General features: G+C 68.9%; 14 protein-coding genes. 1 reads left to right on the top strand and 13 read right to left on the bottom strand.

Annotated features, from left to right (window positions below; all coding sequences use genetic code 11):
• Window positions 1-48: 48 nt before the first annotated feature.
• From H0P51_RS11840 to H0P51_RS11805, 8 genes are all read right to left on the bottom strand, one after another.
• The gene (locus H0P51_RS11840; RefSeq protein WP_425488993.1) at window positions 49-1,317 is read right to left on the bottom strand and encodes an NAD(P)/FAD-dependent oxidoreductase; all 1,269 of its coding nucleotides are present in this window, start codon (window positions 1,315-1,317) and stop codon (window positions 49-51) included.
• A gap of 125 nt (window positions 1,318-1,442) precedes the next feature.
• Window positions 1,443-1,880, bottom strand: coding sequence for an Rv1733c family protein (locus H0P51_RS11835; RefSeq protein WP_180918218.1), 438 nt, complete (start codon window positions 1,878-1,880; stop codon window positions 1,443-1,445).
• 85 nt (window positions 1,881-1,965) lie between these two features.
• Window positions 1,966-3,486 (bottom strand): PucR family transcriptional regulator, encoded by a 1,521-nt coding sequence (locus H0P51_RS11830; RefSeq protein WP_180918217.1) that lies wholly within the window; start codon window positions 3,484-3,486, stop codon window positions 1,966-1,968.
• Window positions 3,487-3,505: 19 nt separating this feature from the next.
• Entirely contained in the window at window positions 3,506-3,913 is a 408-nt protein-coding gene (locus tag H0P51_RS11825; protein ID WP_180918216.1) for an antitermination protein NusB, read from the bottom strand.
• The gene (gene nusB, locus H0P51_RS11820) at window positions 3,910-4,419 is read right to left on the bottom strand and encodes a transcription antitermination factor NusB (RefSeq protein WP_180918215.1); all 510 of its coding nucleotides are present in this window, start codon (window positions 4,417-4,419) and stop codon (window positions 3,910-3,912) included. The genes H0P51_RS11825 and nusB overlap by 4 nt, the downstream gene beginning before the upstream one ends.
• A gap of 2 nt (window positions 4,420-4,421) precedes the next feature.
• Entirely contained in the window at window positions 4,422-4,985 is a 564-nt protein-coding gene (gene efp / locus H0P51_RS11815; protein ID WP_180918214.1) for an elongation factor P, read from the bottom strand.
• Window positions 4,986-5,150: 165 nt separating this feature from the next.
• The gene (locus tag H0P51_RS11810; protein ID WP_180918213.1) at window positions 5,151-6,509 is read right to left on the bottom strand and encodes a PE family protein; all 1,359 of its coding nucleotides are present in this window, start codon (window positions 6,507-6,509) and stop codon (window positions 5,151-5,153) included.
• A 207-nt stretch (window positions 6,510-6,716) separates the two neighbouring features.
• Window positions 6,717-7,862 carry a M24 family metallopeptidase gene (locus tag H0P51_RS11805; protein WP_180918212.1) on the bottom strand — a complete coding sequence of 382 codons (1,146 nt, stop codon included), beginning with the start codon at window positions 7,860-7,862 and terminating at the stop codon, window positions 6,717-6,719.
• Window positions 7,863-7,895: 33 nt separating this feature from the next.
• Here H0P51_RS11805 and H0P51_RS11800 point away from each other — a divergent pair, with 33 nt between their 5' ends.
• A complete protein-coding gene (locus H0P51_RS11800) occupies window positions 7,896-8,651 on the top strand; it encodes a B-4DMT family transporter (RefSeq protein ID WP_180918211.1) in 756 nt (251 codons plus the stop codon).
• A 38-nt stretch (window positions 8,652-8,689) separates the two neighbouring features.
• Here H0P51_RS11800 and aroQ read toward each other — a convergent pair whose 3' ends face one another.
• The 5 genes from aroQ to H0P51_RS11775 all read right to left on the bottom strand — a co-directional run bounded on the left by aroQ (window position 8,690) and on the right by H0P51_RS11775 (window position 12,453).
• Window positions 8,690-9,118: a type II 3-dehydroquinate dehydratase gene (gene aroQ / locus H0P51_RS11795; protein ID WP_180918210.1), complete on the bottom strand. Its 429-nt coding sequence runs from the start codon at window positions 9,116-9,118 to the stop codon at window positions 8,690-8,692.
• Window positions 9,115-10,203 (bottom strand): 3-dehydroquinate synthase, encoded by a 1,089-nt coding sequence (gene aroB / locus H0P51_RS11790; RefSeq protein WP_180918209.1) that lies wholly within the window; start codon window positions 10,201-10,203, stop codon window positions 9,115-9,117. Before aroB ends, aroQ begins: the two co-directional genes overlap by 4 nt.
• On the bottom strand, window positions 10,200-10,724 hold the full coding sequence (locus H0P51_RS11785) for a shikimate kinase (RefSeq protein WP_180918208.1): 525 nt from the start codon (window positions 10,722-10,724) through the stop codon (window positions 10,200-10,202). Before H0P51_RS11785 ends, aroB begins: the two co-directional genes overlap by 4 nt.
• Before the next feature lie 6 nt (window positions 10,725-10,730).
• Window positions 10,731-11,939, bottom strand: coding sequence for a chorismate synthase (gene aroC, locus H0P51_RS11780; RefSeq protein WP_180918207.1), 1,209 nt, complete (start codon window positions 11,937-11,939; stop codon window positions 10,731-10,733).
• A gap of 97 nt (window positions 11,940-12,036) precedes the next feature.
• Window positions 12,037-12,453, bottom strand: coding sequence for a prepilin peptidase (locus tag H0P51_RS11775; RefSeq protein WP_180918206.1), 417 nt, complete (start codon window positions 12,451-12,453; stop codon window positions 12,037-12,039).
• Window positions 12,454-12,457 lie beyond the last annotated feature (4 nt).

Below are 12,457 nucleotides of genomic sequence, written 5' to 3'. Positions count from 1 at the left end.
AGGGGGGCAGCCGTCCCTGACGACTCGACGGCCGGTGACGGCCAGGTTTCAGCGCCCGACCCTGCGTAACGGGTCGAACTCACGAAGTTCCTGCGGTTGCTTGCCGGTGGTGATCTGCTCAGCCAGCAGTCGGCCGGTGACCGGCCCGTGCGCGAATCCCCACATGCCGTGCCCACCGGCCACGTACACCCCCGGCGCTACCTGACCGATCACCGGCCGACCGTCCGGAGTGACGGGTCGGGCACCCACCCAGACGTCGGTGCGCGCCCCCCAGCACACACCGTCCAGCAACGGGCGCACCGACGCCACAATCGCATCGACGCGTTCGGGACGGCCAGGTTCGTGCACCCCGCGGAACTCCATGGTGCCGGCCACCCGCAGCTTCCCGCGGTAGGGCGTGCATGCCACCCGCGCGTCCGGCAGGTAGATGGGACCGGGTACCGGACGCTCGACCGGCACAGTGAACGAATAGCCGCGGCCGGCCCGCACCGGCACCCTCATCCAGCGGCCGGCCAGCCGCGACAGCTGCGCACCGGTGGCGAGGACGACAACGTCCGCCTTCAGGGCCGTGCCCCTGCTCGGCAGCACCGCGATGCCGGTGCGCGAAGTACCGATGCCCGCTACCTGCAGTCGACACGTGGTAGCTCCGCGCTCGATCACCGCGCGGCACAAGGCGGCGACAAACCGGCCCGGGTCGACGAAGCGCTGCCCGTTGATGTTGAGTCCGGCGGTGACCGTGTCCGACGCCACCGGCACCTGTTCGCGCAGGGCAGCTCCCACGATAGAGGTGATATCGATTGTCTGGCCGGCGCTTTCGACCTCGCGGAGCTCAGCCAGCAGGTGCTGCGCCTGCTCGGAGGTGCGGAAGACCGCGGTGATCGGCGCATCGGTCACCGGCGCATCGATGCCGTTGCCGACGAGCACCTCGAACGCCTCCACGCACTCCGCGTTCAGCGGCACATTGGCCCGCAGCGCGCGTGTCCGCGGCGCGTGCCGGCAACTGGCGGCGAACTGCAGCAAGAACTTCGCAAGCTTGGGATCCGGTCGGGCCGGAATATGCAGCGGGGCAAGGGGGTCGAGGAGCGACCGCAGCCCGTAGCGCAACACCGCCGGCGAGTTCAGCGGCACGATCAGCCCCGGGGCGATCCATCCGGCGTTGCCGCCGGACGCACCGGCTCCCACATAGCTACCGTCGACCACCGTGACGTCGACCCCACGTTCCTGCAGGAACCAGGCCGTCGACAATCCGACGATGCCCGCCCCGACGACGATCGCGGACCGGGGTCCGCTGTCGATCTGCTCGCTGTCGACCACCATCACGCACCTCCGAAAGCTCTGAGCTGATATTTCCCATGGTGGTGAGGGTGACTGCGGGGTGCTTGCCCGATCCGGACAACACAGCGCCGACGGATTGTCGGGTCCCGACAACACCCGGGGCGCGGTTATTTCTGATGCTGGATGCCCGCGAGGGCGAGCCGTGCGATCCCGAGCACCGACACCCCCGCGACGAACACCGCCAAGCCGACCCCGAGTGCGGTCATCACGGCCTCGTCCAGCGCGGTGGTAGCCGACGGATTCACCACCTGCCCGGTGTCGTCGACCCAAATATGAATGGTGTCACCGGTTTTGGCGGACCGGTTGGTGACCACGGCACCGCTGTGTTCGGAGCCGGCCGCAGACCAGCGGGCCGGCACGGCAGCCAGCGGGCTGTCCAGGTCACGGTGCCGCGGCGCCGTACTGACGACCGTCGCGGTGACCTGGCGACGGTTGTGTGCCTGTTCGGCGTAAAAGTCGGCGCGGGCATCATACACGCTGACGCCGGTGATCATCGCCGCCGACACGGCGATCAGCACCAGCAGCAGGGCGATAGGTGACCTCACCGTTTCATAGTCGCGCCCGCCTGCCCGGCAATCATTGCCGTGGCGGAACAAATCAGGCAGGGCGGTTTGTCGCGCTGGAACAGCGTCAGTCGGGGTCGGTCGCCGCCAGTTCGATCGTCATCGCCAGTCGTTTGCGCGCGTCATCGAGCGGCAGCGCGGTGATCTCGCCCATCTTGCGCAGCCGGTAACGCACCGTGTTCTCGTGGACCCCGAGCCGCTCACCGGCCCCGACCGGGTCGCCCTGAGCGGCCAGCCAGGCCCGCAGCGTCGCGACGTAGTCGGTGGCGTGGGCACGGTCGTGCGCGCGCAGTTCCGCCACCGGTCCCCGCTCCGGCGCGCGACCCGCACGAGCGGCAGTCCGCAGCCGTTGTAGCAGCACCTCGTCCCACGACTCGTCGTATGCCGGCGGCGGCAACTCCGGCGCAGACGCCTCCCGCAGCGCCAAGCACTCGTCGGCCTCCTGGCGGGCCGCCGCAAGATCGGTCGGCTCGGCCGGTGCGCTGATCCCGGCCGAGACCACAACGTCCTCGGGCAGCGCGGCCCGCAACCCGCTGATCCAGCGCCGCGCGCCATCGGCCGGATCGCCGGGCAGCAACGTGTAAATGGTGTTGCGGATCAACGCGCTTCGCCCCGGCCGCGACCACCCGAACCCCGTGGTGGCGCGGTCGAACGCCAACAACAGCGCCGCATCGCGGGAGGCACCGATCGCGGCCTGCAGCGCGATCACCCGAAGTGGGCCGGGCGGCAGGCCCAGCCGGCTCACCACGGTCGCGGCGTCGATCGTGCCTTCCAGCAAGCGGATCACCAGGTCTGATTCCACTTGACGTTCCAGGTCCGCACTCGCTCGAGAACGCAACAGATGCAGTGCCACCGTGTGGGCACCCTCGGCGAGCGCGGTACGCGGGGCGCCGTTCAGCTCGGCCTGGCACGCCACCCACACTGAGCCCAGGAGCTCCCGTCCCGAGCGTGCCGCGACCACCATCCGTCCGGACAACCCGTGTTCGGGTGCCGGCGCGACGAACAGCGGCTCGTCGGAGGCCGCGAGGTGCGCCAATACGCCCCGGTGTTCGAACAGCGCCCGCAGTTCGACCGGCGCCTGGCGCTCCAGAATGGTGGCCACCCGGGCCGGGTCCGCGTTGTGCCGGCGCGAATACGCCAGCACCCGCAACAGCGGGTCCTGGATCGTCACCGCCGCACCGGTGGCCTCGGCCAGGCTGTCGGCCAGGGCGAACAGGTCGGTGGGTCCGCGGCCGGACTCGGTTTCGCGACCCTCGAGGACCAGCCCGTACACCACGGCGGCGACCTCGCTCCACGAGACCGTCGGTTCCAGGACCAGCACCGCACCGGCCCAATCGTCGACGGTCGTGATGGGCTCGTCGACGTCGCGGATCAGCACGACCACGGCGTGCGTCGCCACCGCCCACTGCACCGCTTCGGCCGGCGAAGCGGCGCCGATCGCCAGCAACAGGTCACCCCACCCGGCCCCGCCCGGGGCCGATTCGTGGATCACCACGCTGCGCAGCTCGGTTGAGCGTGGCACCGACGACCAGCGCAGCCGGACGCCGTAGCCACCCAGGACATTGACCAGGCGGTCCAAGGTGATCATTCGACCCGCTCCGGAAGGTTCAGTCGTCCGTCTCGTCGTCGCTGTCCACGACTTGGCGGTTGGCGCGGTTGCCGAGTGGGTTCTCCATCCATTTGAGTATCGGCACTTGCGGCATCTCCCAACGCTTTCCGGGCAGATCGGTGACGTCGGTGAGTGAGCGCACTACACCCTGGGTCAGGCCCATAATCGCGGCCATCACCGGCAGCAGCGGTTGCAGCGGCTTGGCCGCGGTGCGGACCGTGCTTATCCGGCGCGCCAGTATCAGCCGTTCGACGGCGTGGTACACCCAGGCGCCCACACCCAGCGCGAAAATCGCCAGCACCGAGGCCACGATGGTCCATCCGAACGCCGAACTCACCACGGCGCCCACCACCACGATCACCGCCGCCAGCACCGACAGAACCACGCGCAGCTCCAGTCGGGTCACGAGGACTGCCCCCGCACCGCCTGGGCCGCCGCCCGGATCTGCGGCGTCACCAGCATGACCTGGCCCAGCACGCCGTTGACGAACCCTGGCGAGTCGTCGGTGGACAGCTCCTTGGCCAGCTCGACCGCCTCGTCGACCGCGACCGGCTCGGGCACGTCGTCGGCGTAGAGCAGCTCCCAGACCGCGACGCGCAGCACCGCGCGATCCACCGCGGGCAACCGGTCCAGAGTCCAGGCCTGCAGATGGGCGCTAATCAGATCGTCGATATGGGCGGCGTGCTCGGCGACCCCGCGGGCCACCGCGGCCGTGTACGGGTGCAGCTGAGCCACCTCGGGGTTGGCGGCGGCCAGCTCGGTCCGGACGTCGACCATTTCGGCGGGGCTAAGACCACGCGCCTCGGCTTCGAACAGCAGGTCGACCGCTCGTTTACGCGCCTGATGGCGCCCCTTGACCGGGCGAGTCGGTTTCGGTGCCGGCTTGTCCGGCTTGGGTTCCCCGGCCGGCATGCTCAGGCGTTGACCCGGCCCAGGTAACTGCCGTCGCGGGTGTCCACCTTGAGCTTGTCGCCGGTGTTGATGAACAGCGGCACCTGGATCTCCGCCCCGGTCTCGACGGTGGCGGGCTTGGTGCCCGCGCTGGACCGGTCGCCTTGCAGGCCGGGCTCGGTGTGCGACACCACTAGTTCGACGGACACCGGCAGCTCGATGTACAGCGGGGCACCGTTGTGGAACGCCACCTGTACCGGCAGACCCTCCAGCAGGAAGCGGGCGTTGTCGCCGACCAGCGACTCCGGCAGCGGATGCTGCTCGTAGTCCTGGCTGTCCATGAACACGAAATCCGAGCCGTCGCGGTAAAGGTAGGTGGTGTCGCGGCGATCGACGGTGGCGGTGTCGACCTTGACGCCCGCGTTGTAGGTCTTGTCGACGACCTTGCCGGACAGCACGTTCTTGAGCTTGGTGCGCACGAACGCCGGGCCCTTGCCAGGCTTGACGTGCTGGAACTCGGTGATGGTCCAGAGCTGGCCGTCAATGACCAGGACAAGTCCGTTCTTGAAGTCAGCAGTGCTCGCCACAGTCAAGTCTCCCTACGGGACGGCCAGTTCACTGGCGTCGTTGATTCTTCGCCGCCGCCCGACCTTAATGTCAATTCCTGCTTGCGCGGAGGTCGGCCCGTACCTGCGTTGGCGCAAGGCCGGTGGCACCCGCAGTAGTTTACCCGGGCTCGAGAGCCGTCTTGTTTACAGTGCCAACCCGTTTGTCCCGTTCAAGCCGAACAGCTGTCCGCCGACGCCACCGATACCGCCCTTACCACCGACGGTGCTGGCATTGCCGCCGTTACCACCGTTGCCGATCAGGAAGGCGCCGCCCCCAGCGCCACCCGAGCCGCCGTCGCCATTGGCAGCGCTGCCACCGGCACCGCCATTACCTCCGTCGCCAATCAGCCCTGCTTTGCCGCCAGCCCCACCGCCGCCACCACCACCGATGCCGTTTCCACCAGCACCGCCGGCGCCGCCGGAACTGAAGAACAGGCCGCCGGCTCCACCAGCGCCGCCGGCTCCACCGCTCCCGGTCCCGCCAATAGCGGGATTGTTTTCGGTGCCACCGGCACCGCCAGCCCCGCCGCCGGCACCGAGGGCGAAGATGCCCGCGTTGCCACCGGCCCCGCCAGCCCCGCCTACCCCGCCGTTGGCGGCGGTGGCTCCGCCGGCACCGCCGGCACCACCGCCGCCGAACAGCCCACCGGCCCCACCGGCCCCGCCGGCACCGCCGGCCCCATCGAAGTTGGCGTTGCCCGCGCCGCCGACCCCACCGGCTCCGCCGGTGCCGAACAGACTGCCGACTCCGCCGGCACCGCCAGCACCACCGGTACCGGTATTCAGAGCGGGCCCGCCGGCACCTCCGATTCCGGCACGGCCGAAGAGTATGCCGGCGTTTCCGCCGGCACCCCCGGCCCCACCCATCGCGGCACCGAGGCCGCCAGTGCCACCGGTCCCACCGGAGCCGAACAACACAGCGTCGCCGCCACGCCCACCGGGCCCGCCCTGGCCGGCGAGACCTGTCCAGCCCGCACCGCCGGCACCGCCGTTGCCGAACAGCCCAGCCTGGCCGCCGTTCCCGCCGGGCGCGCCGCTCTGGGCCCTGGCGGACCCGCCGTCGCCGCCGTTGCCGATCAACCACCCGCCCGGCGCACCATTTTGTCCGGTTCCGGGAGTCCCGTTGGCGCCGTTGCCGATGAGCGGGCGCCCGGTCAGTGTCACGAACGGCGTATTGATCAAGTTGAGCAGCTGCTGCTCCGCGGTCTGCAGCGGCGAGGCAGCGGCGGCCTCGGCCAATGCGTACTGCCCCGCGCCACCGCGCATCAGTTGCACGAAGCGCTCGTGAAATGCCGTCGCCTGCACGCTCAGCGCCTGGTATTCCTGGCCGTACGCGCCAAACAGCGCCGCGACGGCCGCCGACACCTCATCAGCGCCCGCGCCCAGCAGCTCGGTCGTCCGAGCCGCCGCCGCCGCATTGGCCTCGTTAATCGTCGAAGCAAGCCTGGTTAAATCCGAAGCCGACTCGGCCAGACTTGCCGGCCCTACGGTCACAAAGGACACTTGACACCTCCCATGTGACCCGACCACATGTTCCCGAACTGGAGCCCGGATCGCCGGCGAACAGTCGGTAGTCAGACGATACTGCGATCCGCAGGCAAGGCTCAAGCCTTGCTGCAAGGTAATTCAACGGACCCACCAGCAAAGCACCGACAGTGGGCACACCACTCCTCGAATCGGAAAATTCTTCAGGTCCGGGAACAGCCCCTGCTAACTCAGGATGGCCAGTTCCTTCGGGAAGCGGGTCAACAACTCCGGGATCGGCTCGGCTTTCGAAGAGTCATCGTGGGCGTCGTGAAGCACTGCATTCGATGTTGCCGAGGGGACCGCCAGGGTGTCCTCGATGCGGACACCACCACGGCCGGGTAGATAGACGCCAGGCTCCACGGTCACAACGGAACCGGCAAGCAGTGTTCCAGCGGACGTGGCCCCGATGCCTGGCGCTTCATGGATCTGCAGGCCTACCCCGTGACCCAGGCCGTGACCGAAGTTGTCGCCGTAGCCGGCCTCGGCAATCACCTGCCGCGCCGCGCCGTCGACCTCGCGCAACTCGGCGCCGGGGTGCAGCGCTTCCCGACCGGCTCGTTGCGCCGCGGCGACCAGCTGGTAAATCTCCAACTGCCACTCGGCCGCCTTGTCCAGGATGAACGTGCGGGTCATGTCGGAGTGATATCCCGCGACCAGGGCGCCGAAGTCGATCTTGACGAAATCCCCGCTGGCCAGCACGGCATCGGTGGGCCGGTGGTGCGGGATCGCCGAATTGGCCCCGGCGGCAACGATGGTTTCGAACGAGATCCCGTCGGCGCCGTGGTCGAGCATCAGGCTCTCCAGCTCGCGGCTCACCTCGCGCTCGGTGCGCCCCGGCCGCAGCCCGCCGCGCTCCACCAGATCGGCCAACGCGGCGTCGGCCGCCTCGCAGGCCAGCCGCAACAGCGCCAGCTCTCCGGCATCCTTGACTTCGCGCAACACCTCCACGGTCCCCGATGCCCGAACCAACTCGGTGTGGTGACCGTCCAATTCCTCGGCCAGCGCATCGAAGCCGTCGACCGTGACGACGTGACTTTCGAAACCCAGTTTCGGCACGCCGCCCTGCCCAGCGCGTCCGGCGAGGTAGCGCCCGACCGCGCGTTCGATCGCCACCTCCAAATCGGGTGCCTGCTGCGCCGCCTGCGTGCGGTATCGGCCGTCGGTGGCCAGCACCGCCTCCCGCTCGTCGGCATACACCAGCAACGCGCCGTTGGAGCCGCTGAAACCGGACAGATACCGCACATTGATCAGGTCCGTGACCAGTATCGCGTCTAGTCCGGCGGCACCGATTTTGGATTTGAGGTTGTGTCGGCGCTGGGAATGTGTCACGACCCTTGACGGTACTCGCTACGCTGTTTGCCCATGAACAAGTGGATGGTGCGTGGATTGGTCTTTGCGGCCGGGATGGTCGTCCTTCGCCTGGTGCAGGGAGCGCTGATCAACGCATGGCAGACGCAGTCCGCGCTGATCAGCATCGTGTTGCTGACGATCTTCATCATCTGCGCCGCGGTCTGGGGCACCTTCGACGGTCGCGCCGACGCCAAGACCAACCCCGACCCCGACCGCCGCGAGGACCTGGCCATGGTGTGGTTGCTGGCCGGCCTGGTGGCCGGCTTGATCAGCGGCGCGGTCGCCTGGATCATCGCGCTGTTCTACAAGGCGATTTACACCGGCGGGTTGCTCAACGAGCTAACAACGTTCGCAGCGTTCACCGCCCTGCTGGTCTTCCTGTTCGCCATCGTCGGTGTGTCGCTCGGCCGCTGGCGGGTGGATCGCACCGCTCCCCCGGTCGAGAAGCACGATGGCTCGCGTGGCGGCCCCGACCGTGCCGACACGGACGTCTTCTCCGCGGTCCGCGCCGACGACAGCCCGACCGGGGAAATACCGACAGCGGTGGCCACCGAGGAGCGCACCTCGCCGGTGGCGACCATGGAACGCGAACAAGACTCGCGCACCGAGGTGATTCCAACCCACGACAGTGACGCCAAGACCGAGATCATCCGCACCCACGAGGACGACCCCAAGACCGAAGTAATTCGCACCGACGATCCCGAAGCCAAGACCGAGATCATTCGCACCGACGCCGACCACACCAAGCCGGACCCCCGCAAGGACTAGCACCGCGCAGGCGTGCGCAGCGGATCGGACTTTTCGAGTCAGGCCCCGGCGAGGTAGCGCAACGCCAGCAGGTAACCCTGGATTCCCAGGCCCACGATTACCCCCGTGGCGACCGGGCTCAGGTAAGAGTGGCGGCGAAACTCTTCGCGCGCATGCACATTGGAGATGTGCACCTCGATCAGCACGCTCAGTTCGGCGCAGGCGTCACGCAGTGCCACCGAGGTGTGGGTAAGCCCGCCGGCGTTGAGTATCACCGGCTCCGAAGCGTCGGCGGCCCGGTGAATCCAGTCGAGAAGTTCGGCTTCGCTGTCGCTTTGTCGTACAACAACTTTGATGCCCAGCTCGGCCGCCTCGCGCTCGATCAGGGCGACCAGTTCGTCGTGAGTGGTGCTGCCGTAGACAGCCGGCTCGCGCTGACCGAGCCGACCCAGGTTGGGCCCGTTGAACACGTTTACGGTGATGGTCATGGCGCGCACACTCCGGCGTACGCGGTCACCAGCAGTCCCGGATCGGGCCCGACCAACCGTCCCGGCTTAGCCAGCCCGTCGAGGACCACGAACCGCAGCACACCGGCGCGCGTTTTCTTGTCCCCGGCCATGAATTCGATCAGCTGAGGCAACGCGTCCGCGTCGTAGCTGACCGGGAGGCCCAGCGAGGTCAGGATATTGCGGTGGCGCGCGGCGGTCTCGTCGTCGAGGCGGCCGGTCAGCCGGGCCAGTTCCGCGGCGAACACCAGACCAACCGACACCGCCGCGCCGTGCCGCCACCGGTAGCGCTCCCGGCGTTCGATCGCGTGGGCCAGAGTGTGGCCGTAGTTCAAGATTTCGCGGAGTTCGGATTCCTTCTCGTCGGCGGCGACCACCTCGGCCTTGACGGCGATGGCGCGGCGGACCAGTTCGGGCAGCACTTTGCCGTCGGGGTCCAGCGCCGCCTGCGGGTCGGCCTCGATCAGGTCCAGGATCATCGGGTCGGCGATGAACCCAGCTTTCACCACCTCAGCCATTCCAGCAACGATCTCGTTGTGTGGCAGAGTTTTTAGCGTTGCCAGGTCGACCAGCACGGCCAGCGGCTGGTGGAACGCACCGACCAGGTTCTTGCCCGCCTCGGTGTTGATGCCGGTCTTGCCACCGACAGCAGCGTCGACCATGCCGAGCAGGGTGGTGGGTACGTGCACGATCGACACACCCCGCAGCCAGGTGGCCGCCGCGAATCCGGCGACGTCGGTGGCCGCGCCGCCGCCCAGGCTGACCAGGGCATCTTTGCGACCGATTCCGATGCGGCCCAACACTTCCCAGATGAAGCCGACCACCGGCAGATCTTTTCCGGCCTCGGCGTCCGGGATTTCGATTCGGTGTGCGTCAACTCCGTTGTCGGCCAAGCGGATACGCATCTGCTCGGCGGTGTCGGTCAGCACCGGCTGGTGCAGGATGGCCACCTTGTGCCGGCCGGCGAGCAGTTGCTGAAGCTGGTCAAGCAACCCCGAGCCGATCACTACGGGGTAGGGCGGGTCGACAGCCACCTCGACGGTGACCGGCGAATCCTTGTCTGTCATGTGGCGGCCTCTACTTGAGTCTGCAACCGGGACACGATGTAGCGGACCACCGCACCGGGGTTACGCCGATTGGTGTCGACCCGGATGGTTGCGACGCGGCGGTACAGCGGGATGCGGGTGGTCATGAGCTCGCGGAACTTCTCGGCGCGGTCCGGGCCGGCCAGCAGCGGCCGCACGGTGCTGCCGCCAGTGCGCCGTACGCCTTCGGCGGCGCCGATCTCCAGGTAGACCACGGTGTGGCCGGCCAGCGCGGCGCGCACCCCGGGGCTGGTGACCGCGCCGCCCCCCAGGGACAGCACCCCATTGTGCTCGGCCAGAGCCGCACGGATCACCTCCTCCTCGATGCGGCGGAATTCCTGCTCGCCGTCGGTGGCAAAGATGTCGGCGATGGTGCGACCAGTTTTCTCCTCGATGGCGGCGTCGGTGTCCAGCATGCTCACCCCGAGCACCTTGGCCAGCCGGCGTCCGATGGTGGACTTGCCGGAACCCGGCAAGCCCACGAGTACCGCTTTGGGAGCCATCTCAGACTAGCTTCCGGACGCCCGCGCGCCCGGCGCCTCGCGGTCGGCGACCGAACGCCGGTAGGCCTCGATGTTGCGGCGGGTTTCGGCCAGCGAGTCGCCGCCGAACTTTTCCAGCGCGGCCCGGGCCAGCACCAGGGCCACCATGGTCTCGACCACTACGCCGGCGGCTGGCACCGCACACACGTCGGACCGCTGGTGGATAGCCACCGCCTCGTCGCCGGTGGCCATATCGACAGTGGCCAGCGCCCGCGGCACGGTGGAGATCGGTTTCATCGCCGCGCGCACCCGCAACGGCTGGCCGTTGGTCATCCCACCTTCCAGCCCGCCGGCTCGGTTAGTGGAGCGCACGACGCCGTCCGGCCCGGGATACATCTCGTCGTGGGCGCGGCTGCCGCGGCGGCGCGCGGTCTGGAACCCGTCGCCGATCTCCACCCCCTTGATTGCCTGGATGCCCATCACCGCGGCGGCCAGTTGGCTGTCGAGGCGGTTGTCGCCACTAGTGAAGGAGCCAAGCCCAATCGGCAGGCCCAGCGCGACCACCTCGACGACGCCGCCCAGGGTGTCGCCGTCCTTCTTGGCCGCCTCGATCTCGGCGATCATGGACTGCTCGGCCTGCTCATCGAATGCGCGGACGGGACTGGCGTCGATTTTGGCGAGATCTTCGGCCCGCGGCGGCGCACCGTCGTAGGGCGTGGAGGCGCCAATCGAAATGACGTGGGAGAGCACCTCGACGCCCAGCGCCTGACGCAGGAATGCCCGAGCCACGGTCCCGGCCGCCACCCGAGCGGCGGTCTCGCGGGCACTAGCCCGCTCCAGCACCGGGCGGGCGTCCTGGAAGCCGTACTTGAGCATGCCGGCGTAGTCAGCGTGCCCGGGCCGCGGCCGGGTCAGCGGTTCGTTGCGGGCGCTGTTCTGCAGCTCGGCGGGGTCGACCGGGTCGGGCGCCATCACGGTTTCCCACTTGGGCCATTCAGTGTTGCCGATCTCGATGGCGATCGGGCCGCCCAGGGTCACGCCGTGCCGGACCCCAGACAGCATGGTCACCGCGTCACGCTCAAACTTCATCCGGGCGCCGCGGCCATAGCCCAACCGGCGCCGGGCGAGCTCGTCGGCGATTTCGGTGGAGGTGACTTCGACGCCGGCGACCATGCCCTCGACCATGGCCACCAGCGCCCGGCCATGGGATTCCCCGGCAGTTATCCAGCGCAACACCCGAACATCTTCCCACGGAACAATCCGCGGTTTGGACTCTGCGCCTATGTCGAAGCAGTTCGAACAGCACCGGCCGACCCGCAGGGTGAACGTGCCCCTACAGCAGCGCCAGGCCGACGGCCAGCGCGCTGGCCAGGCACATCGACGGACCGTGAGCGAGGGTGCGCAGCCCGACCGCCGCCGCGATCACCACCGTGCATAGCGGCGCTGCCAACGCCGCGAAAAACCACACGTCGGCCCCGAAGCAGCCGGTCAGCGCACCCAGCCCGATGGCCAGCTTGACGTCGCCGGCGCCCATCGCCGCCGGCGCCAGGAAATGCACTGCCAGGTACAGCGCCGTCAGGGTCGCCGCGCCGAGCAGCGCCGGAACCCCGCGCCCAGCCCACCCAGCACCCACCAGCAGCACGAACGCACCGGGCAGCGTCAGCAGGTTCGGCAGTCGGCGGTGGCGGATGTCACACGCGCTCAACACCGCCAGCCAGGCCAGCACCACACTCCCGCACGCGATCCGCATGCCG

The sequence above is a fragment of the Mycobacterium vicinigordonae genome (assembly GCF_013466425.1).
Classification (GTDB): domain Bacteria; phylum Actinomycetota; class Actinomycetes; order Mycobacteriales; family Mycobacteriaceae; genus Mycobacterium; species Mycobacterium vicinigordonae.
This window is presented reverse-complemented; position numbering and strand designations above follow the sequence as displayed.

Bases quoted from the DNA above. Each gene is read 5' to 3' on its own strand.
- H0P51_RS11840 (WP_425488993.1), bottom strand. From the start codon at position 1,317: ATGGTGGTCGACAGCGAGCAGATCGACAGCGGACCCCGGTCCGCGATC.
- H0P51_RS11830 (WP_180918217.1), bottom strand. From the start codon at position 3,486: ATGATCACCTTGGACCGCCTGGTCAATGTCCTGGGTGGCTACGGCGTC.
- nusB (WP_180918215.1), bottom strand. From the start codon at position 4,419: ATGCCGGCCGGGGAACCCAAGCCGGACAAGCCGGCACCGAAACCGACT.
- H0P51_RS11800 (WP_180918211.1), top strand. From the start codon at position 7,896: ATGAACAAGTGGATGGTGCGTGGATTGGTCTTTGCGGCCGGGATGGTC.
- aroQ (WP_180918210.1), bottom strand. From the start codon at position 9,118: ATGACCATCACCGTAAACGTGTTCAACGGGCCCAACCTGGGTCGGCTC.
- aroB (WP_180918209.1), bottom strand. From the start codon at position 10,203: ATGACAGACAAGGATTCGCCGGTCACCGTCGAGGTGGCTGTCGACCCG.
- H0P51_RS11785 (WP_180918208.1), bottom strand. From the start codon at position 10,724: ATGGCTCCCAAAGCGGTACTCGTGGGCTTGCCGGGTTCCGGCAAGTCC.
- H0P51_RS11775 (WP_180918206.1), bottom strand. From the start codon at position 12,453: ATGCGGATCGCGTGCGGGAGTGTGGTGCTGGCCTGGCTGGCGGTGTTG.